This is a genomic window from Microlunatus sagamiharensis (assembly GCF_900105785.1).
Lineage (GTDB): Bacteria > Actinomycetota > Actinomycetes > Propionibacteriales > Propionibacteriaceae > Microlunatus > Microlunatus sagamiharensis.
In genome coordinates this window covers 1,636,263-1,656,998 of the sequence record NZ_LT629799.1, presented here as the reverse complement: position 1 = coordinate 1,656,998, position 20,736 = coordinate 1,636,263, and the positions used below count along the sequence as shown (strand labels likewise).

Sequence of the window (20,736 nt, the reverse complement as noted above, 5' to 3'; positions counted from 1 at the left end):
CTGCCCGCCCGGGTCGGGTTAGCGTACGAACGCGTGTTCGAACCGGGCGCGTTCCACCCGAGCAGTCAGGGGTCCGCGTGCGCGTGCTCGGCATCGACCCGGGTCTGACGCGCTGCGGGTTCGGCATGGTCGACGGCGTGCCGGGCCGGCCGCCCTTCGTGCTCGGGGTCGACGTCGTCCGCACCTCCCCGCACGAGGAGACCGGTGCCCGCCTCGCCGTCCTCGAGGAGGCGATGGAGGAGTGGGTGCGGCGCTACCGCCCCGCCGCCGTCGCCGTCGAGCGCGTCTTCGCCCAGCACAACGTCGGCACGGTGATGGGCACGGCGCAGGCCGCTGGCGTCGCGCTGCTCGTCGCGGCCCGGCACGGCATCCCCACCGCGCTGCACACGCCCAGCGAGGTGAAGGCGGCGATCACCGGCTCGGGTCGCGCGGGCAAGGAGCAGGTGGGCGCGATGGTCGCCCGCATCCTCCAGCTCGACTCCGTCCCCAAGCCGGCCGACGCAGCCGACGCCCTCGCGCTGGCGATCTGCCACGTGTGGCGCGGCCAGACCACCGACCGTCTCGACGCGGCGCGCCAGGCCGCCTCGGGCGTCGCCGCGCGGCAGCAGCGGGCGTACGCCGCCGCGCGCGCCGCCACCAGCGCGACCAGCACCAGCAGAGGAGCACGCCCCGTGATGCCGAAGTGATCGCCCAGGTCAGCGGGAACGTCGCCGCCCTCGGCCCGACGTCCGCCGTCGTCGAGACCGGCGGGGTGGGCCTGCTCGCCCTCTGCAGCCCCGGCACCCTGGCCCACCTCCGGATCGGGCAGCGGACCACGCTGTTCACCGCCCTCGTCGTCCGCGAGGACTCGCTCACGCTGTTCGGCTTCGCGAGCGCCGACGAGCGCGAGTTCTTCGAGCTGCTGCTGACCGCGACCGGCGTCGGACCCAAGCTGGCGCAGGCCGCGCTCGCCGTGCTCAGCCCCGACGAGCTGCGCCACGCGATCGCCACCGAGAACCTCGTCGTGCTCTGCAAGGTGCCCGGCATCGGCCGCAAGGGCGCGCAGCGGATCGTGCTCGAGCTGAAGGACAAGATCAACGCGGTCGGGCTCGTCGCCGAGCCCGGCGCGCCGACGCTGCCCGGCCACGCGGTCTGGCGCAACCAGGTCGCGCAGGGGCTCATCGGCCTGGGCTGGGCGCCCAAGGACGCGGAGGCGGCGTGCGACGAGGTGGAGCCGATGCTCGCCGAGCAGCCCGACCTCGGCGTCCCGGCCCTGATGCGGGCCGCGCTGCTCACCCTGGCCCGCCGGTGAGCGTCGACCCCGTGGACGTGCGCGCCGTGGCCGACCCCGACGAGCGGGCCGCGGAGTCGGCGCTGCGCCCGACCTCGCTCGAGGAGTTCGAGGGCCAGCCGCGGGTCGCCGAGCAGCTCGGGCTGGTCCTCGCCGCCGCCCGGGGGCGCGGCGGCGTCCCCGACCACGTGCTGCTCTCCGGTCCCCCGGGGCTGGGCAAGACGACCCTGGCGATGATCATCGCGACCGAGATGACGGCCCCGCTGCGCATCTCCAGCGGCCCGGCCATCCAGCACGCCGGCGACCTGGCCGCGATCCTCTCCGGCCTGGTCGAGGGCGAGGTGCTCTTCCTCGACGAGATCCACCGCCTCTCCCGGCCGGCCGAGGAGATGCTCTACCTGGCGATGGAGGACTTCCGGGTCGACGTCGTCGTCGGCAAGGGCCCGGGTGCCACGGCCATCCCCATCGAGATCCCGCGCTTCACCCTCGTCGGCGCGACGACCCGCGCCGGGCTGCTGCCCGGGCCGCTTCGCGACCGGTTCGGGTTCACCGGCCAGCTCGACTTCTACGCCGCGGCCGACCTCGACCACATCGTGCGCCGCTCCGCGGTGCTGCTCGGCGTCGACCTCGACCCCGAGGGTGCCGCCGAGATCGCGCGGCGCTCGCGGGGCACGCCCCGCATCGCCAACCGGCTGCTGCGCCGGGTGCGCGACTTCGCCGAGGTCCGCGGCTCCGGGCGCCTGACGCAGGCCGTCGCGGCGGCCGCCCTCGAGCTCTACGAGGTCGACGCCATCGGCCTCGACCGGCTCGACCGGGCGGTGCTCACGGCCGTCTGCAAGCGCTTCGCCGGCGGCCCCGTGGGGCTGTCCACCCTGGCCATCTCGGTGGGGGAGGAGCGCGAGACGGTCGAGGAGGTCGCCGAACCCTTCCTGGTGCGCGAGGGCTTCCTGATGCGGACGCCGCGGGGTCGCGTCGCCACCCCCGCCGCCTGGCAGCACCTGGGCCTCAGGCCGCCGCGCGACGCCGGCGCGGGCGTCCCGGGCGCCACGCCCGACCCCGACCTGTTCGCGTGAGGGCGGGTTCTCACGGTTTCGGCAAGTAGAGTGCAGCGGTCCGCCCGTACCCGATGAGATTGACGAGTCGATGTCACAGCAATCCAGCACCCTGATCCTCGTCCTGCTGATGGTGGTCGCGTTCTACTTCCTGATCCTGCGGCCGCAGAAGAAGCGCCAGCAGGCCATGCAGAAGGTCATGCGCGAGCTGGAGCCGGGCGACCGTGTGCTCCTGGGCAGCGGGCTCTTCGGCACCCTGGTCTCGATCGGTGACAAGCAGGCCGTCATGGAGATCTCGCCCGGCGTCGAGCTGACCGTGCTCAAGCAGGCGATCGTGCGCCGTGCGACCGAGGCCGACGAGGACTCGGTGACCGAGGACGAGGTCGGCGAGGAGCTCGAGGCCGAGGCCACCGCGACCTACGACACGGGCGACGTGCAGCCGGTCGTCCGTGCCGACGCGGACGCCCCCACGGGCACGTACGGCGCCGACGGCGACCGCAGCAACCTGCGCTGAACCACACCACCCCCCGACGCCGGCCGCTGCACGCGGCCGGCGTGCGTACGAACGAGGTAGAGCACTGACGTGGCAGCGATGACCGGTCGACCCCTGCGGATGCTGATCGCCCTGGCGATCATCACCGCGGGTCTGATCACCCTGATGGCCGTGGGCAAGACCTGGACCCCCAAGCTGGGTCTCGACCTGCGGGGCGGCACCACCGTCACGCTGACCGCCCGGAACACCAGCGGCAGCGGGTCGATCGACCCGAACAGCCTCCAGCAGGCGCGCACGATCATCGAGCAGCGCGTCAACGCCCTCGGCGTGGGCGAGAGCGAGGTCACCGTCTCCGGTGACCGCCAGATCATCGTCAGCGTCCCGAACGTGCAGCAGGACCAGCTGGTCCAGCAGGTCGGCCAGACCGCCGTGCTCCGCTTCCGGGCCGTGTACGCGGCCGAGCAGGTCCAGCCGACCACGCCCGTCCCGTCGGCGACCGAGTCCGGTGCGGCGACGCCGACCCCGGCCCCGAGCGGCGAGCCCACGACGGGCGCGTCCGTCCCGGCGGCCTCGGAGACGGCCGCACCGGGGACGCCGTCCTCGACGCCGCGCGGCGGCTCCGGCCAGGTGCCCGCGGGCAACAACCGGCCGATGATGCCGCAGCCGGCGCTGCCGACGGCTCCGCCGACCCCCTCCGCGCCGCGTCCGACCGAGCCCGGCCAGGGCACGCCGCCGGACAAGGCGATCGACTGGCAGCCCAGCCAGGCCGACACGACCGACTTCGCCAGCTTCAGCTGCGGCGACCCGCAGGTCGACGTCTCCGACCAGCCGCTGTTCTCCTGCGACCGGACCGGGACCGAGAAGTACCTGCTCGGCCCGACCCTGATCGAGGGCAACCAGCTCACCAGCGCCAACGCCGGGATCCCGCAGAACGGGATCGAGTGGGTCGTCAACCTGCAGTTCAACGGCGACGGCTCGACCGCCTTCGAGAACGCCACCCGCGCGCTGGCCGCCAAGAGCGACCCGATGAACCGCTTCTCGATCGTGCTGGACGGCAAGTCGATCTCGGCCCCGTCGGTCAGCACCGCGATCCCCGGCGGCGCCGCGCAGATCTCCGGCGGCTTCACCCAGCAGTCGGCGACCGACCTCGCCAACGTGCTCAAGTACGGCGCGCTGCCGCTGGCCTTCGACATCTCGCAGGTCAACAACGTCTCGGCGACCCTGGGTGGCGAGCAGCTGCAGGCGGGCATCATCGCCGGCATCATCGGCCTCGCGCTGGTCGTGCTGTTCTGCTTCGCCTACTACCGCGGCCTGGGCATCGTGGTCGTCGCCTCGCTGGCGATCGCGGCGGTGATCACGTACGCGTGCATGGTGCTGCTCGGCAGCTCGGTGGGCTTCGCGCTCAACCTGCCCGGCATCGCCGGCGCGATCGTCGCCATCGGCGTCACCGCCGACAGCTTCGTCATCTACTTCGAACGCATCCGGGACGAGGTGCGCGACGGGCGCAGCCTGCGCACCGCGGTCGAGACCGGCTGGCTGCGAGCACGCCAGACGGTGCTGATCGCCGACGCGGTGTCGATGCTGTCGGCGATCGTGCTGTTCATCCTGGCGATCGGCTCGGTGCGGGGCTTCGCCTTCACCCTGGGCCTGACCACGCTCATCGACGTGTTCATCGTCTTCTTCTTCACCAAGCCGCTGATGTCGCTGCTCGCGCGCACCAAGTTCTTCGGCGGCGGGCACAAGCTGTCCGGTCTCGACCCCGAGCACCTCGGGGTCAAGAACCTGCCGGGCACGCGCACACGGCGGGCCGTCGCGGCCGGAACGAGGGTCTGATGGCGAGCAAGTTCTCCCAGCTGGGTCACCGGCTCTACACCGGCGAGGTCTCCTACGACTTCATCGGCCACCGGCGCCGCTGGTACGTCATCTCCGGGGTCCTGCTGACCGTCTCGATCCTGGCACTGCTGCTGAAGGGCCTGACCCTCGGCATCGAGTTCGAGGGCGGCGCCGACTTCCAGGCGCCGACGAGCGTCAGCGCCTCGCAGATTGTCGAGCCGGTCCGGCAGGCCATCGAGGCGTCGGGCGTGCCCGACCTCAACGAGGCCACGATCAACACGATCGGGTCCAACCAGGTGCGGGTGCAGACCCGCACCCTGGACACCACGACCGAGGTGCCGGCCGTCCGGGCGGCGATCGGCCAGGCCGTGGGCGTGCCCGGCGACCAGGTCAACTACAGCCTGATCGGCGCCTCGTGGGGCGGCCAGATCACCGAGCGCGCGCTGATCGCCCTGGTGGTCTTCCTCGTCCTGGTCACGCTGGTCATCTGGATCTACTTCCGCGACGCCAAGATGTCGGCGGCGGCGCTGATCGCGCTGCTGCACGACCTCCTGCTCACGGTCGGCATCTACGCGCTGGTCGGCTTCACGGTCACCCCGGCGACGCTGATCGGTGTCCTGACGATCCTCGGCTACTCGCTCTACGACACCGTCGTCGTCTTCGATAAGGTGCGCGAGAACGTGAAGGGCGTGCGCTCGAGCACGACCAAGACGTACTCCGACGCGGCCAACCTCGCGGTCAACCAGGTGCTGGTCCGCTCGATCAACACCACGGTGATCGGCGTCCTGCCGGTGGCGGCGCTGCTCTTCGCGGGCACGTTCATCCTCGGCGAGGGCCCGCTCAAGGACCTCTCGCTGGCCCTCTTCGTCGGCATGGTCTCGGGTGCGTACTCCTCGATCTTCATCGCCACGCCGATCCTGGCCCAGCTCAAGGAGCGGGAGCCGGACATGCGCCGGCACCGCTCGCGGGTCGAGGGCAAGCGGGAGAAGAGCGACGCCCGCTCGGCGGGCGCCAGCGTCGCCGAGCCGACCCGTGACGACGACCGGCTCGCGGACCCGGACGGCCTCGTGGGCGTCGGTGCCGAGGGCGGTGACGCGGTGCCGGTCGGGGTCAAGGGCGGGACCCGGGTGACCGCGGTGCCGACGAGCCCGCGGGCGTCCGTGCGACCGGTGGTCGAGGGCGCGGCGAAGCGTCCGCAGCCGCAGAGCTCGACGCGCAGCGAGCGGAAGAAGTAGGTCGGTGGGCGTGACGGGCGCACCGGCTGCGGGTCGCGCGGGGCCCGTCGAGGTCTCCGCGCTGGCGGACCTCGTGGTCGACGTGCCCGACTTCCCCCAGCCGGGAGTGACGTTCAAGGACATCACCCCGCTGCTCGCCTCGCCCGACGGCCTCGCGACCGCGGTCCGAGGGCTCGCGGCGCTGGCGCCCGAGGGGATCGACGCCGTCGTCGCGCTCGAGGCGCGAGGCTTCCTCTTCGGCGCGCCCGTGGCGCTCGCGCTGGGCGTCGGGCTGGTGCCGGTCCGCAAGCCGAACAAGCTCCCGCGCGATCACGTCGACGTCACCTACGACCTCGAGTACGGCGAAGAGACGCTCGCCATGCACGTCGACGCGCTCGCCCCCGGGCAGCGCGTGCTCGTCGTCGACGACGTGCTCGCGACCGGCGGGACCGTGGCCTCGACGGCGGGCCTCGTCCGCCGGCTGGGGGCCGAGGTGGCCGCGGTCGCCGTCGTCCTCGAGCTCGACTTCCTCGGGGGCCGCGACCGGCTGCGCGCCGCGGGCCTGGACGACGTCCGCGCGCTGGTCTCGACCGGGGGTGCCTGAGGTGGCGGTGAGCCGGCTGCGGCGCCTGGACCACGAGCGGCGCTGGACCAGCGAGGCGCTCGTGTCGCTGCCGGCGCGCAGCGCGACACCGGCCGTCGAGCTCGCCCGGCGCGGCGGGCTCGCCCTGCTGCTGCTCGCGCTCGTGGTGGCGCTGGTCTGGTTCGACCGGGACTCCTACACCGACAGCTACGACGGTGAGGTCAGCCTGATCGACGCGATCTACTACGCGACGGTCACCATCACGACCACCGGCTACGGCGACATCACCCCGGTGGCGCCGCACGCCCGCGTGCTCAACGCGATCTTCGTGACGCCGCTGCGGATCGGCTTCCTGGTCCTGCTGGTCGGCACGACCCTCGAGGTGCTGGCCAACCAGGGCCGGCAGATGTACCGGGACTCCCGGTGGAGGAGAGGCATGCGCAACCACGTGGTCGTCGTCGGCTACGGCACCAAGGGCCGCAGCGCCGTCGAGACGCTCGAGACCAACGGCACGACCGCCGCGCAGGTGGTCATCATCGACGGCCGCGCCACCGCGGTCGCCGACGCCAACGCCCGCGGGTACGCCGCCATCGAGGGCGACGCGACGCGTCGCGACATCCTGCGGCGCGCCGAGATCGCCAAGGCCCGCGAGATCGTCATCACCCTCGACCGCGACGACTCCGCGATCCTCACGATGCTCACCGTGCGCCAGCTCAACCCGAGCGCGCACGTGGTCGTCGCCGTGCGCGAGGACGACAACGCCTCCCTGCTGCGCCAGTGCGGGGCCAACGTGGTCGTCACCTCGTCGGAGGCGGTGGGCCGGCTCCTCGGGCTGTCGGCCACGAGCCCGAACATCGGCACCGTCATCGAGGACCTGCTGTCCTCCCGCGAGGGCCTGGAGGTCGGCGAGCGTCAGGTGACGGCGTCAGAGGCGGGCCGGTCGCCGGGCGAGATCAGCGGCGAGCGGGTGATCGCCGTGGTGCGCAACAAGACCCTGCGCCGCTTCTACGACCCCGCCGTGGCCGAGCTGCAGACCGGCGACCAGGTCGTCGTGGTCCGACGGGCGCAGGACGGGTAGGACGACGCACTAGACTCCGGGCAAGGACGCGGACGACGGGTGTGGTGGATCGAAGCGTGGTGGACCAGAGCTCAGTCGTGGGGACGCCCCCGGTCGTGACGGAGGCGCCGCCGGTCGCGCCCGCGCCGAGCCCGCCCGCGAGCGAACCGCCCCGCGTACGGATGCGCCAGCGCCTCGCGCGCTTCGGGTCCGCCCGGCCGCAGACCGCGGCGCTCGACCCGCTCTTCCAGGTCATCCGGGCCAACCACCCCAAGGCCGACCTGTCGCTCGTCGAGCGCGCCTTCCACACCGCGGAGCGCTACCACCGCGAGCAGCGCCGCAAGAGCGGCGACGCCTACATCACCCACCCGCTCGCGGTGACGACGATCCTCGCCGAGCTGGGCATGACCGAGGCGACCCTGTGCGCGGCGCTGCTGCACGACACGGTCGAGGACACGCCGTACACGCTGAAGGAGCTGACCAAGGACTTCGGCGAGGAGGTCGCCCTCCTGGTCGACGGCTGCACCAAGGTCGACAAGATCAAGTTCGGCGAGTCGGCGAAGTCCGACACCATCCGCAAGATGGTCGTGGCGATGAGCCGCGACATCCGCGTGCTCGTCATCAAGCTGGCCGACCGGCTGCACAACATGCGCACGCTGCACTACCTGCGCCCGGACAAGCAGTCGCGCATCGCGCTGGAGACCCTCGAGATCTACGCGCCGCTGGCCCACCGACTCGGCATGAACACGATCAAGTGGGAGCTCGAGGACCTCGCCTTCGCCACGATGCACCCCAAGGTCTACGACGAGATCGTGCGCCTCGTGGCGGAGGCGGCGCCCAGCCGCGACGAGTTCCTGGCCACGGTCGTCGCCCAGGCGCAGACCGACCTCAAGAACGCCAAGATCCGCGCGAGCGTCACCGGCCGGCCCAAGCACTACTACTCGATCTACCAGAAGATGGTCGTGCGCGGCCGCGAGTTCTCCGACATCTACGACCTCGTGGGCCTGCGGATCCTCGTGGAGAACCAGTCCGACTGCTACGCCGCGATGGGCGTCATGCACGTCCGCTGGACCCCCCTGCCGGGGCGGTTCAAGGACTACATCGCGATGCCCAAGTTCAACCTCTACCAGTCGCTGCACACCTCGGTCGTCGGGCCAGGCGGCAAGCCGGTCGAGCTGCAGATCCGCACCGAGGAGATGCACCGGCGCGCGGAGTTCGGCGTCGCCGCGCACTGGAAGTACAAGGAGGGCGCCAAGAACGGCGGCCCCGTCGTCGCGGCGGACGGCGCCGACGACGAGCTGGTCTGGGTGCGCCAGCTCCTCGACTGGCAGCGCGAGACCGCCGACCCGGGGGAGTTCCTCGACTCGCTGCGGTTCGAGATCAACTCCACCGAGGTGTACGCCTTCACCCCGCGCGGCGAGGTCAAGGCCCTCCCGCAGGGCTCGACGCCGGTCGACTTCGCCTACTCGGTCCACACCGAGGTCGGCAACCGCACGATCGGCGCCCGCGTCAACGGCAAGCTCGTGCCGCTGGAGTCGGAGCTGCACAACGGCGACGTCGTCGAGATCTTCACCTCCAAGGCCGAGAACGCCGGCCCCAGCCGCGACTGGCTCGGCTTCGTCCGCAGCCCGCGGGCGCGCAACAAGATCAAGCACCACTTCACGCGCGAGCGCCGCGAGGAGTCGATCGAGAACGGCAAGGAGGCGCTGGCCCGCCAGCTCCGCAAGGCCGGGCTCCCGCTGCAGCGGCTCCTGACCCTCGAGCACCTGACCGCAGTCGCGACGCACTTCAAGCTGGCCGACGTCAGCGCCCTGTACGCCGCGATCGGCGAGGGCACCGTCGGGGCCCAGGCCGTGCTCAACCACCTGACCGTGGTCGAGGGCGGCGAGGAGGCCGTCGCCGACGAGGTCGGCGAGGACCGCCTGATCACCGGGCGCCGCAGCCGGCGCGCGGGCAGCGGCACCTCGACCGGGGTCGTGGTCAAGGGCGCCGACGACCTGCTGGTCAAGCTCGCAAAGTGCTGCACCCCGGTCCCCGGCGACCCGATCCTGGGCTTCGTCACCCGTGGTTCCGGGGTGTCGGTGCACCGCACCGACTGCTCGAACGCCGCCGAGCTGCTCAAAGCGCCGGAGCGGATCGTCGAGGTCGCCTGGGCCCCGACGACGCTCAGCTCCTTCCTCGTGGCCATCCAGGTCGAGGCGCTCGACCGCAACCGGCTCCTCTCCGACATCACCCGGTGCCTGTCCGACCAGCACGTCAACATCCTGTCGGCGGCCCTGGCCACGACGAAGGATCGGATCTGCAAGGCGAAGTTCACCTTCCAGACCGGCGACCCAACCCACCTCGACCACGTCCTCGGCGCCGTACGCCAGGTCCCCTCGGTCTTCGACGTCTACCGCGTCTCGCAGTAGCCGATGCCGTCAACGGACGGGATGCCCCGCCCGGACGACTTGGCCCGAGCTCCGCTCTGGGAGCTGTACGTCAACGTCCAGCTCGTGCAGGCGAGCCTGGCTCGACTGCCTGTGCACCTCTTGGCCCTCGGCGTGGAGATCGACCGGCTCGAGGTCGTCCTTCGCTTCCAGCTGAGCGAGCTCGCGGACACAGACCTCGAGGACATCGAGGAGATCCAGCAGGATCTCGACGAGCTGACGGGCTTCCTCCTCGAGATCGATCGAGTCGTGGAGGTCCAGACCGAGCGTGACATCTCTGGCCCAGCGAACATCTGGTGGGTCTACCTCGATCGCGGATCCGACGCTGAGGTAGGTACCGAGGACAACGCTCCTTGAGCCTGTCGAAGGGCCTCGAAGAGGTTGGCGTCCGCTCTCAGTGCGGTCTGGCGAGAACGCCAACCCGTTCCGGGCCCAGATTTATGGGGTGGTCGCAACACCGGTTTGGTCTTTGAGTATGGCGGCGAGGACTTCGGTGGGTGTGAGGAAGCTGTGGCGTTTGCGGGGCCGGTTGTTGAGCAGCTCGACGGCGTGTTGGAGTTCGTTGTCGGTGACGGTGGCGATGTCGCGTCCTTTGGGGACGTACTCGCGCAGCAAGCCGTTCGTGCTCTCGTTCGAGCCGCGCTGCCAAGGGGGCGTGCGGGTCGGCGAAGTAGACCTGGATCCCGGTCGCTGTGCTGAACTCGGCGTGGCGGGCCATCTCCGAGCCGCGGTCCCAGGTCAGCGAGGCCATCGGCCACCCGGTCCGGTTCACAGCCTCGCTGAGCCCGGCCAGGGTCGCCTCGGCGGTGTGACGTTCGGGCAGCAAGAACGCGGTCAAGAACCCGCTGGTCCGCTCGACCAGCGTGCCGATCGCCGCCGTCGTCCCGGCCGGGCCGCAGACCAGGTCGCCCTCGTGGTGACCGGGCACGAGGCGGCCCTCGACCTCCTCGGGCCGCTCGTGGATCGAGACCGCGCCCACGATCTGGCCCGGCCGGTTGCGCGGGGTCCGGCTCTGACGGGTCTTGCGTTGAGACCGGCCGGTGCGCAGGTGGGCGCGGAGCTCGCGACGCAGCTCACCTCGAGGCAGGACGTAGATCGCGCGGTAGATCGCCTCGTGGCTGATCCGCATCTGCTCATCATCCTCGAACTCCACGCGCAGCCGTCCGCTGATCTGCTCGGGAGACAAGCCGAGGTCCAGCCTGGCCTGGACCCACACCCGCAGCCGCGCGTCGCTGGCCAACCTCGAGGCCCGTGGCCGGTTCCGGGCCCGGACCGCGGCCTGGTGGCAGGCCTCGGGCTGGTAGCCCGGCGTGCGCCCGCTCGGACGCCCCGGCACCCCCGCATCACGCTCGGGACGGCGTAGCTCGCGGCTGATCGTCGAACCCGAGCGGCCCAGCCGGCGCCCGATCTCGCGCACCCCGAGCCCGCTGTCGTGCAGCCGGGCGATCTCGTAGCGCTCGTCACGGCTGAGGTAGCGCTGGACCTGGCACGGTTCGAACTGCACCCCGCCAACCTCGGCCCGCCATCGACCGATCGCCCGCGCCGACACACCCGTCACCAACGCGGTCTGCTTCTGCGACCACCCCGCACCCAGCAACGCGAAGACCTGCTGACGAACCCCCACCGCAAACACCATCAACGACCTCCACCTCGAAGAGCGTTGCGACGATCACGAGAACCCACCGGGCCCTTCGACAAGCTCAGGGAGCGTTGATCGGCTCGCGCTTGCAGCTCATGCTCCGGCAGGCGGAGGGAGCGTGGTCCGCCCGGGTTCTCAACCAGCTCGGGGAGCGTCTCGCGCTCGGTGGGAGGGCGCGCGGAACGCACGCAAAGCCGGGTGGTGGGCCCCGCACCCCGGCGGACCCCAAGACGGGAGACCCGAGCGCCGCGAGCTCAGCCGCTGAAGTCGCTCGCCGCCTGCTGCGCCTGCGCGAGCCACTCGCGGTACGTCGCGGCGGAGTCGCGGGCCTGCTGGGCCTTCTTCTCGTCGCCGCGGGCGTCGGCCTTGGCCGCCTGCTCCTCGAGGTTGGCGATCTGGGCCTCGAGCTTGGACGCGGTGTCCTCGGCCCGGGCGCGCGCCTCGGGGTTGGTCCGGCGCCAGCGGTGCTCCTCGGCCTCGGTGACCGCGGTCTCGATGGCGCGCAGCCGGGCGTCGAGCGGGCGGATCGCGTCCCTCGGCACCTTGCCCAGCGCCGACCAACGCTCGAGCAGCTCGCGGTACGCGACGCGGGCCTTGCCCAGGTCGGTGACCGGGAGGATCTGCGCCTCGGCCTCGTCGAGCAGGGCGGTCTTGGCGTCGGCGTTGACCTGGAACTCCGCGTCCATCGCGGCGTTCGCCGTCTGCTTGGCCGAGAAGAAGGTGTCCTGCGCCGCCCGGAACCGTCGCCACAGCGCCTCGTCGACGCCGCGCGGCGCCGAACCGGCCGCCTTCCAGCGGGTCATCAGGTCGCGGTACGCCCCCGTCGTGGGTCCCCACTCGGTCGAGGTGGCGAGCGCCTCGGCCTCCTCGACGAGCTGCTCCTTGGCCACGCGGGCGCCGTCGCGCTGCTCGTTCTGCTGCGCGAACTGCTGCTTGCGCCGGCGGGTGTAGGTCGTCCGGGCGGTGGAGAAGCGGTGCCACAGGGCGTCGTCGGTGGCCCGGTCGAGGCGGGGCAGCGCCTTCCAGTCGTCGAGCAGCGAGCGGAAGCGGTTGACCCCGCCGCGCCAGTCGTTGCCGGTGGCCAGGGCCTCGGCCTCGACGACGGCCTTATCCTTGGCCGCGCGGACCTCCTCCAGCTGCTTGGTCTTCTCGGCGCGGGCCGCGGCGCGCGCCTCGTCGACGACCGGCTGCAAGCCCTGGAGCCGGGTCAGCAGAGAGTCGAGGTCGCCGACCGCGTTCGCGTCGGTGACCGCCTTGCGCACGGTCTTGATGGAGCCCGCCGCGTCGTCGGGGGACAGCGCCCCGGAGCGGACGCGCCGCTCGAGCAGGGAGACCTCGAGCTCGAGGGCGTCGTAGCGCCGGGTGAAGAAGGCCAGGGCCTCGGACTCGGGCACGTCGGGCACCTGCCCCACGGCGCGCTCGCCGTCAGCGGTCCGTACGTACACGGTGCCGTCCGCTTCCACCCGTCCCCAGGTGGTCGGAGCGTCGCCCTCACTCATGCGACCCATCCTGCCCGATGCTCTCCCGATATCCTGCGCCGAGTGTTCATCGCGTCGTTCCCGGCCGGGCCGTGGCAGACCAGCTGCTACGTCCTCGCCACCTCCTCCCGGGCGGAGTGCGTGGTCGTCGACCCCGGGATGGGAGCCCTCGACGGTGTCCGCGATGTGGTGGCCGAGCACCACCTCAAACCGGTCGCGGCCGTGCTGACCCACGGCCACCTCGACCACATGTTCTCCGTGGCGCCGCTGTGCGCGGGCTACGACGCGACCTGCTGGGTCCACCCCGACGACCGGCACCTGCTCGCCGACCCGCTGGCCGGGATGAGCGAGGACACCGAGGCGCTGCTGGCCCGGCTCGGCGGCGCGGGCACGGCGTTCACCGAGCCCGACGACGTCCGCCTGCTCGTCGACGGGGCGACCGTCGAGGTGGCGGGCCTCGCGCTCGACGCTCTGCACGCCCCCGGTCACACCGCCGGCTCGACGATGTTCCGCTGCGACTACCCGCCCGAGCCCGACGTCGACTCGCTGCTCTTCGCCGGCGACGTGCTCTTCGCCGGCTCGGTCGGGCGCACCGATCTGCCCGGCGGTGACCCGACGGCCATGGCGCGCAGCCTGCGCGACAAGGTCCTGCCCCTGCCCGACGGCGTCGTCGTCCTGCCCGGCCACGGCCCGCAGACGACGATGGCCGCCGAGCGTGCCCGCAACCCCTACCTCCAGCCGTCCTACCTTGAGGAAGTCCTCGCGTGAGCCGCCCCCGTGCCCTGTCGGGCTTCCCGGAGCTGACCCCTGAGCAGCGGATCGTCGAGCAGCAGGTCCTCGACCGCCTGCGCGACGTCTTCGAGCTGTACGGCTTCGCCTCCGTCGAGACCCGCGCCGTCGAGCCGCTCGACACCCTGGCCAAGCAGGGCGAGATCGACAAGGAGGTGTACGCGGTCCAGCGCGTCGCCGCCGAGCCGGGCAGCCGGGCCGACCTGGGCCTGCACTTCGACCTGACGGTGCCCTTCGCGCGCTACGTCCTCGAGCACGCCCACCAGCTCGCCTTCCCCTTCCGGCGCTACCAGGTCCAGAAGGTGTGGCGCGGCGAGCGGCCGCAGGAGGGCCGCTACCGCGAGTTCACCCAGGCCGACGTCGACATCGTCAACCCGGGCACCCTCGCGCCGCACTTCGACGTCGAGCTGCCGCTGGTCACTCTCGCCGCGCTCGAGCGGCTGCACGTCGACCTCGGCCTGCCGCCGGTGCTGATGCGGGTCAACAACCGGCGCCTGGCCCAGGGCTTCTACGCCGGGCTCGGCATCGAGGACACCGTCGCCGTGCTGCGCCAGGTCGACAAGCTCGACAAGATCGGGCCCGACCGCGTGACCACGCTGCTCGTCGACGAGGTCGGCGTGACGCCGGCCCAGGCGCAGGCGTGCGTACGGCTGGCCGGCATCTCCAGCGCCGACGCGTCCTTCGTGGATCGGGTCCGCGCGCTCGGCGTGTCCGACCCGATGCTCGACGAGGGCCTGGAGCTGCTGGCCGACGTGGTCACGACGGCCTCGGCGTACGTGCCCGGGCGCCTCGTGGCCGACCTCAAGATCGCCCGCGGGCTCGACTACTACACCGGCACGGTCTACGAGACCGAGCTCGTCGGGCACGAGGGCATGGGCTCGATCTCCTCCGGCGGGCGCTACGACTCCCTCGCCAGCGACGGGAAGACGACCTACCCCGGTGTCGGGCTCTCGATCGGCGTGACCCGGCTGCTCGTGCCGCTGCTCGGGCGCGGCGTGCTCCGGGCGACACGTTCGGTACCGACGGCCGTCGTCGTCGCGGTCACCAGCGAGGAGCAGCGGCCCGCGGCGACCGCCGTCGCGGCGCGGCTGCGTGCCCGGGGGATCCCGACCGAGGTGGCGCCGGAGGCGGCGAAGTTCGGTCGTCAGATCCGCTACGCCGACCGGCGCGGGATCCCCTTCGTGTGGTTCGGCGCGGGGGAGGGCGAGGCCGACGAGGTCAAGGACATCCGCTCGGGCGACCAGGTCGCGGCGGACCCGGAGTCCTGGGCACCGCCGGCCGAGGACCTGCACCCGCGGGTCGTGCCGGGCGAACCCGCCTAGGGCGCCCAGCCCGCCAGCCGCCGTACCTCGACCGCGACGTCTGCGGGGGTGCGGCCGGTCGTGTCGATCCGCGCGTCCTCGAAGGGCGCGACGTCGAGCACCTGCGTGAGCTCGCCGACGCGGTCGAGGTGCCAGGCCAGCGCCCCGGGATCGTCGGCGTGGCGCGCGCGGAGGCGTACGGCCGCGTGGTCGAGGTCGACGGCCAGCCGGACGAGCAGCAACCGGGCGCCGGCCAGCGCCTCGCGGTAGCGGGCGACCTCCGCCGCCTCCTCGACCACCCCGGCGACGACGAGGCGGCTCGCTCCGGCCGCCCGGTAGTTGCGGGCCAGGTCACGGAGGTTCGCCAGCTCGACCTCGTGCTGGAACGGGTCACCGAGCGGGGGCGGGCGCAGCAGCCGGACCTCGTCGAGGTCGACGACCGCGTGCGGCACGTCCTCGGCGCTGAGCAGGTCGGACAGCGCGTGCGCGGTCGTGGTCTTGCCCGCCCCGACCGTGCCGCTCAGCAGGACGGCGTCGTAGTCCTCCACGCGCCCAGCCAAGCAGGTCCAGCCTCCTGCTCCGCACGGTTTCCTGCGGTTCGTCGCGTGCCGAACCGCTCTCCGCGCCCGTCCCGCACGTCGAGCCGCAGAAAACCGTTCCGCGCGGCGCCGTCCTGCGGCACCATGCACCCATGGCCGGTGCCGACGAGGTCCGCGAGCAGCGCCTGTTGGCGCAGGGACTCGGCGTGCCGGCCCACCGGAGGCCCGTGGGGGCCGTCCGGCTGCTCCTCGCGGTGCAGTCCCAGGAGCTCGCGCACGCGTGCTGGTCGCTCGCGCTGCGCTCCGACGCCACGACCGAGGACGAGGTACGCGCGCCGCTCGACGCCGGCGACGTCGTCCGCACGCACGTCCTCCGGCCGACCTGGCACCTCGTGGCCGCCGAGGACGTGCGCTGGCTGCTCGCCACCACGGCCGCTCGCGTGCACCAGGCGAACGCCTCGATCTACCGGGCCCAGGGTCTCGACGCGGCCGTCCGCGACCGGGGGGCCGCCGCCCTCGCGGCCGCGCTCGCCGACGGCACGCCCCGCACCCGGCTCGAGCTGGCCGCCGTGCTCGCCGACGCGGGGCTGCCCAGCGCGGGCGTCGCCCTGGCCAGCCTGGTGATGCACGCCGAGCTCGAGCAGGTGGTCGTCAGCGGTCCCGCCCGCGGCGCCGCGCAAACCCACGTGCTGATGGACGACCGGGTGCCCCACGGCGCGGCCGACGACGCGGACCCCGTACGCCTGCTGCGCCGCTTCTTCGCCGGGCACGGCCCGGCCAGCGTGCGGGACGTGGCCCGCTGGTCGTCGCTGACCTTGGCGGTGGTCCGGGCAGCCCTGGCCGAGGTCCGTGACGAGCTGGCCGAGGTCGAGGTGGCGGGGGAGACGTACTTCTCCGTGCCCGACGGACCCGCCGCCACCTCCGCGGCGGTCCCGACGGTGCTGCTGCTGCCGCTCTACGACGAGCTGCCGCGGTCCTACCGCGACCTCGCGCACCCCCGGCCGCCCGACCACCCGCACCCGCCGGGCGCCGACCGGTTCGTCGGCAGCGTCGTCGCCGGTGGGGCCGACCTCGGGACGTGGCGTCGCGAGGTCCGCGGACGCGTGGTCGAGGTGGCGCTGGACCTCGCACCGAGCACCCCCGAGGAGGTGCGCGCCGGGGCCGAGGAGCAGGCCCGCCGCCTCGCGGCCTTCCTGGGCCGTGAGCTCGAGCGGCGCTGAGGCGTTCGGGGAAGCGGCCCGCCCACGGACGCCCGACGCGGTGGCCGCGGTGCGTCGGATCCCCTAGCGTCGTGGTCATGACGGGAGCAGCCGGACGGACACCGTCGGTCGACACCGGGCGCGCAGACCAGAGCCGCGCCGCCCACAGCCACACCGTCCTCGCCACGGCGGACAGCGAGGCCTTCGCCTCGCTGCGCCGGCGCCCGACCGCGCGCGCCGAGCGCTACGCGATGGGCAAGGCGCTGCGCCACGACGTGCCCCGACGTAGCCTCGGCGACTGGCACGCCCGCCCGGACCGGCCCGACCCGGTCTCGCTCATCGAGGAGTCGCACCGCGGCCGGGTCGCCGAGCTCGTCGGGGTGCGGGTGGCGCGGATGATCTCCTCGCCGTACGGGTTCCTCCGCGGCACGGCGGTGGTCATGGCCGCCGACGTGGCCTCGCTGCCCTCGACCGGGATCATGCCGGTGGCCTGCGGCGACGCGCACCTCGGCAACTTCGGCTTCTACGCCTCGCCCGAGGGCGAGCTGGTCATCGACCTCAACGACTTCGACGAGGCCCACCCCGGCGCCTGGGAGTGGGACCTGCGCCGGCTCGTGGCCAGCATCTGGGTCGCGGGCCGGGAGAACGGGAGCTCGGAGGACCAGTGCCGCGACGCGGTGCTGGCCTGCGTCGCGGCCTACCGCGACGAGGTGCGGCTGCTGGCGGACATGCCGCTGCTGGCCCGCAGCTACAACCGCCTCGACGTCGGGCGCCTGCACGAGACCGCGACGGAGAAGTCGCTGCGCGACGAGATCGAACGCTCGGTGCGCCGGGCCCGGCAGCGGACGTCGGACCGCGCGCTGCCGCGGTTCACGACGAGCCACCACGGGCAGCGTCGGATCGTCCAGGAGCCACCGCTCATCACCCGGCTGCCGCCGGCCGAGCGCGACGCCGTCGCCGAGGCCCTCGACGCCTACCTGATGACCCTCGCGCCGCACTGGCGCCGCGCGATCGGCGGTTACACCCTCGTCGACGTGGCGCACAAGGTCGTCGGGGTCGGCAGCGTCGGGCTGCGCGCGTACGTGGCCCTGCTCGAGGGCAGCGCGCCCGACGACGTCGTGTTCCTTCAGCTCAAGCAGGCGCGGCGCTCGGTGCTCGCCCCGTACGTGCACGGCGGCTCGGCCTGGCACGACCACCAGGGCCAGCGGGTGGTCGAGTACCAGCAGGCGCTGCAGACGGTGAGCGACCCGCTGCTCGGCTGGACGACGGTCGACCTGCCCGGGGAGAGCCGCCTCGACTTCTACGTCCGCCAGTTCCGCAACTCCAAGGGCACGATCCCGCTCGACGCGATCGACCCCGCGGCCCTCACCGACTACGCCGGCATCGTCGGGCACCTGCTCGCCAAGGGCCACGCCCGGACGAGCGGCGCGTCGATGATCGCCGGCTACGCCGGCAAGGGCGACAAGTTGGGGGAGTCGTTCGCCCGCTTCGCCCGCGCCTACGCCGACCAGACCGAGGCCGACCACGCCCTGCTGGTCGCCGCCGTCCGCAGCGGCCGCGTCCCCGCGCCGGAGGGTTCGTTGGAGCGGGTGGGTTCGGCGTTCCGGCCGTCCTGAGCGCAGCAGGGTGGGGAGCCTGCAGGCTCCCCACCCCTCACACCATGTCCGGCTCCCGCGGGTTCTCGGTCAGTGCACGCTGACCGTCGTCGCCGCGAGGTTGTTCGTCAGCGCCGGGTCGGCGGTCTTGAGCGACGCCGCTCCACCCACGGCCTTCCAGGTGCCCTTGGCCGTCGCCTTCACCGTGACCGTGTACGACGTCGAGGAGCCCGACGCGAGCGACTTCAGCGTCGGCCAGACGACGAGGTTGCCCACCCGGGCACCGCCGCCGGTCGAGGTGATGCTCACGCCGCACGGCAGCGCCAACGAGCTGAGCACGTCGGTCGCGGCATCGGGACCGACGTTGGTGACCGTGAGGACGTAGCTGCCGGCCTGGCCCTTGCTGAGCTGCGCCGGCCCGGTGAGGCTGACCCGGAGGTCGGCCCGCTTGGCCGGCGCGGCGGTGTTCGTCAGCGAGAACGTCGCCGCCTTCGAGACACCGGTCACCGAGGCCGATCCCGTCCAGGTGCCGGTGCCGCCCGTCGCCGTCACGGTGACCGCGGCGACGCCGTCTGCATCGGTCACGACGGAGCCACCCATGAACGACCCGGAGGCGCCCGTGGTCGGCGCGGTGAAGGTCACCGGCACGTTCGCGACCGGGTTGTCGCCGGCGTCGGCGACCCGCACCTTGACCGGCTGCGCGAACGCGGTGCCGACCGGGGCCGACTGGCCGGTGCCGGAGACCACCGTGACCGAGGCGGGCGCCCCGGCGACGACCGTGTAGGGGCAGGTCTGCGACGCCGGGTTGCCGGCGTCGTCGGTCACGGTGAGCGTCACCGTCTTCGCGCCGACCGAGCCGGTGGCGGCCGCCGCGGACACCGTCGGGGAGCTGACACCCGAGTCCGCATCGGTGACCGACGCGGTGACCTCACCCGTGGTGCCGTACGCGAACGACGGGCCGGGGGCCGCGACGTCGCAGGTCACCACAGGAGGCGTCGTGTCGGGCACCTTGTCGCTGAACGTGTAGCGGTCGCCGGCGTAGCTGATCGCGTCGATCGTCCAGTCGCCGTAGACGCCCGAGCCGAGCGAGAAGCCGAAGGCGAGCACCTGGGCCTTCGGGAAGCTCGCGCGCCACTGGTCGAGCGTTCCATGGTTCGCGCTGCCCGACCCCGGGTCGTGCGACGGCGCACCGTCCTTGACGAACTGCTTCGAACCCCCTGACGCCCACCAGTCGCCGTCGTAGACCTTCTCGCCGATGAGGATCCCGTCGGCGATGCCATCGGCGTCGTCGTCCACGACGAGCTGGAAGCCCGGCGGGATCGTGCCGAAGGTGCTGCTGTAGTCGAGCGAGGGCTCGCCGACGACGGCCAGCGGCGCGTTCGACGCCACGTACTCGGCCACCTTGTCCGTGCCGGTGGACCCTGTCGTGTAGATCCGGAGCCCGCTGCCGACCACCTCGTAGTGGCCAGTCGCCCTCGTGTCGCTCAGTGCCTTCACGAAGTCACCCGGCACCACGACGGTCCGCTCGGCCGCCTGTGCCGCCCCCGGCACCGCCGCCATCACCAGACCCGCTGCGACGGCTGCCGCCGTCGCCCCCCAAGCCTTCTTCACGCCCACTCCCTCGTGTTCGTCCGCCCTGCGCGTCGCGTCACGGGGGTGCCGGACGGGAGCGGAGCGGCGTCAGTCAAGAGCACTCAGGCTGCGTTCAGCAATACCTCAGGCGAACTATCCTTCTCGAGTCACCCGCACGGGGGACACCGGTGTCCGACGTGCATCCGGCCCGATACTGGGGCCGTGAGCGCGAGCGACTCGGCGTACGGCGCCCTCCGGGTGACCGACGCGCTGGTGCTCGGCGCCGACGAGCTCCGGTGGCGCTTCTCGCGCTCGTCCGGGCCGGGCGGGCAGGGCGTCAACACGGCCGACAGCCGGGTCGAGCTCGTCTGGGAGCCCGGTGCGTCGCCAGCCGTCCTCGCGCTGCCCGAGGCGCAGCGCGAGAGGCTGCTGGCCCGGCTCGGGCCGTCCCTCGTCAACGGAACCATCACCATCGCCGCCTCCGAGCACCGCGCGCAGCTGCGCAACCGCGAGGAGGCCCGGACGCGGCTCGCCGGGCAGCTCCGTGCCGGGCTCGCCCCGCCGCCGCGGTCGCGGCGGCCGACCCGCCCGACCCGCGGCTCGGTCGAGCGCAGGCTCGGCGCCAAGGCCGTGCGGGCGAGCGTGAAGGCCCAGCGCCGCCGTCGGTGGGACGACTGACGACGGCGTCGCCCG

Annotated in this window: 19 protein-coding genes; 15 read left to right on the top strand and 4 right to left on the bottom strand. The window is 72.8% G+C overall.

Annotated features, from left to right (window positions below; all coding sequences use genetic code 11):
* Window positions 1–125 precede the first annotated feature (125 nt).
* The 10 genes from BLU42_RS07500 (at window position 126) to BLU42_RS07455 (ending at window position 10,288) form a co-directional block, all read left to right on the top strand.
* Entirely contained in the window at window positions 126–686 is a 561-nt protein-coding gene (locus BLU42_RS07500; RefSeq protein ID WP_231918574.1) for a crossover junction endodeoxyribonuclease RuvC, read from the top strand.
* Window positions 683–1,291, top strand: a complete 609-nt coding sequence (gene ruvA / locus BLU42_RS07495; protein WP_091073916.1) for a Holliday junction branch migration protein RuvA — start codon at window positions 683–685, stop codon at window positions 1,289–1,291. The genes BLU42_RS07500 and ruvA overlap by 4 nt, the downstream gene beginning before the upstream one ends.
* Window positions 1,288–2,343, top strand: a complete 1,056-nt coding sequence (ruvB, locus tag BLU42_RS07490) for a Holliday junction branch migration DNA helicase RuvB (RefSeq protein ID WP_091073915.1) — start codon at window positions 1,288–1,290, stop codon at window positions 2,341–2,343. Before ruvA ends, ruvB begins: the two co-directional genes overlap by 4 nt.
* A gap of 70 nt (window positions 2,344–2,413) precedes the next feature.
* Entirely contained in the window at window positions 2,414–2,836 is a 423-nt protein-coding gene (yajC, locus tag BLU42_RS21035; RefSeq protein ID WP_091073914.1) for a preprotein translocase subunit YajC, read from the top strand.
* A gap of 102 nt (window positions 2,837–2,938) precedes the next feature.
* Complete coding sequence (gene secD / locus BLU42_RS07480) at window positions 2,939–4,648, top strand: protein translocase subunit SecD (RefSeq protein ID WP_407940265.1); 1,710 nt, start codon at window positions 2,939–2,941, stop codon at window positions 4,646–4,648.
* The gene (secF, locus tag BLU42_RS07475; protein ID WP_407940258.1) at window positions 4,648–5,883 is read left to right on the top strand and encodes a protein translocase subunit SecF; all 1,236 of its coding nucleotides are present in this window, start codon (window positions 4,648–4,650) and stop codon (window positions 5,881–5,883) included. The genes secD and secF overlap by 1 nt, the downstream gene beginning before the upstream one ends.
* Before the next feature lie 10 nt (window positions 5,884–5,893).
* On the top strand, window positions 5,894–6,466 hold the full coding sequence (locus BLU42_RS07470; protein WP_231918493.1) for an adenine phosphoribosyltransferase: 573 nt from the start codon (window positions 5,894–5,896) through the stop codon (window positions 6,464–6,466).
* A 1-nt stretch (window position 6,467) separates the two neighbouring features.
* Window positions 6,468–7,523, top strand: coding sequence for a potassium channel family protein (locus BLU42_RS07465; RefSeq protein ID WP_091073913.1), 1,056 nt, complete (start codon window positions 6,468–6,470; stop codon window positions 7,521–7,523).
* Between the two features lie 161 nt (window positions 7,524–7,684).
* On the top strand, window positions 7,685–9,913 hold the full coding sequence (locus tag BLU42_RS07460) for a RelA/SpoT family protein (RefSeq protein WP_091079720.1): 2,229 nt from the start codon (window positions 7,685–7,687) through the stop codon (window positions 9,911–9,913).
* 3 nt (window positions 9,914–9,916) lie between these two features.
* Window positions 9,917–10,288 carry a hypothetical protein gene (locus BLU42_RS07455; RefSeq protein ID WP_091073912.1) on the top strand — a complete coding sequence of 124 codons (372 nt, stop codon included), beginning with the start codon at window positions 9,917–9,919 and terminating at the stop codon, window positions 10,286–10,288.
* A 37-nt stretch (window positions 10,289–10,325) separates the two neighbouring features.
* Here the strand turns inward: BLU42_RS07455 and BLU42_RS07450 are convergent, their stop codons facing one another.
* Window positions 10,326–11,435, bottom strand: coding sequence for an IS30 family transposase (locus BLU42_RS07450; RefSeq protein ID WP_407940257.1), 1,110 nt, complete (start codon window positions 11,433–11,435; stop codon window positions 10,326–10,328).
* Window positions 11,436–11,824: 389 nt separating this feature from the next.
* On the bottom strand, window positions 11,825–13,069 hold the full coding sequence (locus tag BLU42_RS07445; protein ID WP_407940256.1) for a DUF349 domain-containing protein: 1,245 nt from the start codon (window positions 13,067–13,069) through the stop codon (window positions 11,825–11,827).
* 42 nt (window positions 13,070–13,111) lie between these two features.
* On the opposite strand from BLU42_RS07445, the gene BLU42_RS07440 reads away from it, so the two are divergent.
* Both BLU42_RS07440 and hisS read left to right on the top strand, forming a co-directional pair.
* The gene (locus BLU42_RS07440) at window positions 13,112–13,816 is read left to right on the top strand and encodes an MBL fold metallo-hydrolase (RefSeq protein ID WP_091073910.1); all 705 of its coding nucleotides are present in this window, start codon (window positions 13,112–13,114) and stop codon (window positions 13,814–13,816) included.
* Entirely contained in the window at window positions 13,813–15,159 is a 1,347-nt protein-coding gene (gene hisS / locus BLU42_RS07435) for a histidine--tRNA ligase (protein ID WP_091073909.1), read from the top strand. The genes BLU42_RS07440 and hisS overlap by 4 nt, the downstream gene beginning before the upstream one ends.
* Here the strand turns inward: hisS and BLU42_RS07430 are convergent.
* The gene (locus tag BLU42_RS07430) at window positions 15,156–15,698 is read right to left on the bottom strand and encodes an AAA family ATPase (protein WP_197680658.1); all 543 of its coding nucleotides are present in this window, start codon (window positions 15,696–15,698) and stop codon (window positions 15,156–15,158) included. The genes hisS and BLU42_RS07430 overlap by 4 nt on opposite strands.
* A gap of 131 nt (window positions 15,699–15,829) precedes the next feature.
* On the opposite strand from BLU42_RS07430, the gene BLU42_RS07425 reads away from it, so the two are divergent.
* Together BLU42_RS07425 and BLU42_RS07420 are read left to right on the top strand one after the other, a co-directional pair.
* The gene (locus BLU42_RS07425) at window positions 15,830–16,897 is read left to right on the top strand and encodes a winged helix DNA-binding domain-containing protein (RefSeq protein ID WP_091073907.1); all 1,068 of its coding nucleotides are present in this window, start codon (window positions 15,830–15,832) and stop codon (window positions 16,895–16,897) included.
* Window positions 16,898–16,974: 77 nt separating this feature from the next.
* A complete protein-coding gene (locus BLU42_RS07420) occupies window positions 16,975–18,492 on the top strand; it encodes a DUF2252 domain-containing protein (protein ID WP_091079715.1) in 1,518 nt (505 codons plus the stop codon).
* A gap of 69 nt (window positions 18,493–18,561) precedes the next feature.
* On the opposite strand, the gene BLU42_RS07415 is transcribed toward BLU42_RS07420, so the two are convergent.
* Window positions 18,562–20,082, bottom strand: a complete 1,521-nt coding sequence (locus tag BLU42_RS07415) for an Ig-like domain-containing protein (protein ID WP_157719876.1) — start codon at window positions 20,080–20,082, stop codon at window positions 18,562–18,564.
* Window positions 20,083–20,265: 183 nt separating this feature from the next.
* Here BLU42_RS07415 and arfB point away from each other — a divergent pair, with 183 nt between their 5' ends.
* The gene (arfB, locus tag BLU42_RS07410) at window positions 20,266–20,721 is read left to right on the top strand and encodes an alternative ribosome rescue aminoacyl-tRNA hydrolase ArfB (RefSeq protein WP_091073905.1); all 456 of its coding nucleotides are present in this window, start codon (window positions 20,266–20,268) and stop codon (window positions 20,719–20,721) included.
* Window positions 20,722–20,736 lie beyond the last annotated feature (15 nt).

What these genes read in the sequence shown, in the direction of transcription:
- BLU42_RS07500 (WP_231918574.1), top strand. Translation starts at nt 126, where the DNA reads ATGGTCGACGGCGTGCCGGGCCGGCCGCCCTTCGTGCTCGGGGTCGAC.
- yajC (WP_091073914.1), top strand. Translation starts at nt 2,414, where the DNA reads ATGTCACAGCAATCCAGCACCCTGATCCTCGTCCTGCTGATGGTGGTC.
- secF (WP_407940258.1), top strand. Translation starts at nt 4,648, where the DNA reads ATGGCGAGCAAGTTCTCCCAGCTGGGTCACCGGCTCTACACCGGCGAG.
- BLU42_RS07460 (WP_091079720.1), top strand. Translation starts at nt 7,685, where the DNA reads ATGCGCCAGCGCCTCGCGCGCTTCGGGTCCGCCCGGCCGCAGACCGCG.
- BLU42_RS07455 (WP_091073912.1), top strand. Translation starts at nt 9,917, where the DNA reads ATGCCGTCAACGGACGGGATGCCCCGCCCGGACGACTTGGCCCGAGCT.
- BLU42_RS07445 (WP_407940256.1), bottom strand. Translation starts at nt 13,069, where the DNA reads ATGAGTGAGGGCGACGCTCCGACCACCTGGGGACGGGTGGAAGCGGAC.
- BLU42_RS07425 (WP_091073907.1), top strand. Translation starts at nt 15,830, where the DNA reads ATGGCCGGTGCCGACGAGGTCCGCGAGCAGCGCCTGTTGGCGCAGGGA.
- BLU42_RS07420 (WP_091079715.1), top strand. Translation starts at nt 16,975, where the DNA reads ATGACGGGAGCAGCCGGACGGACACCGTCGGTCGACACCGGGCGCGCA.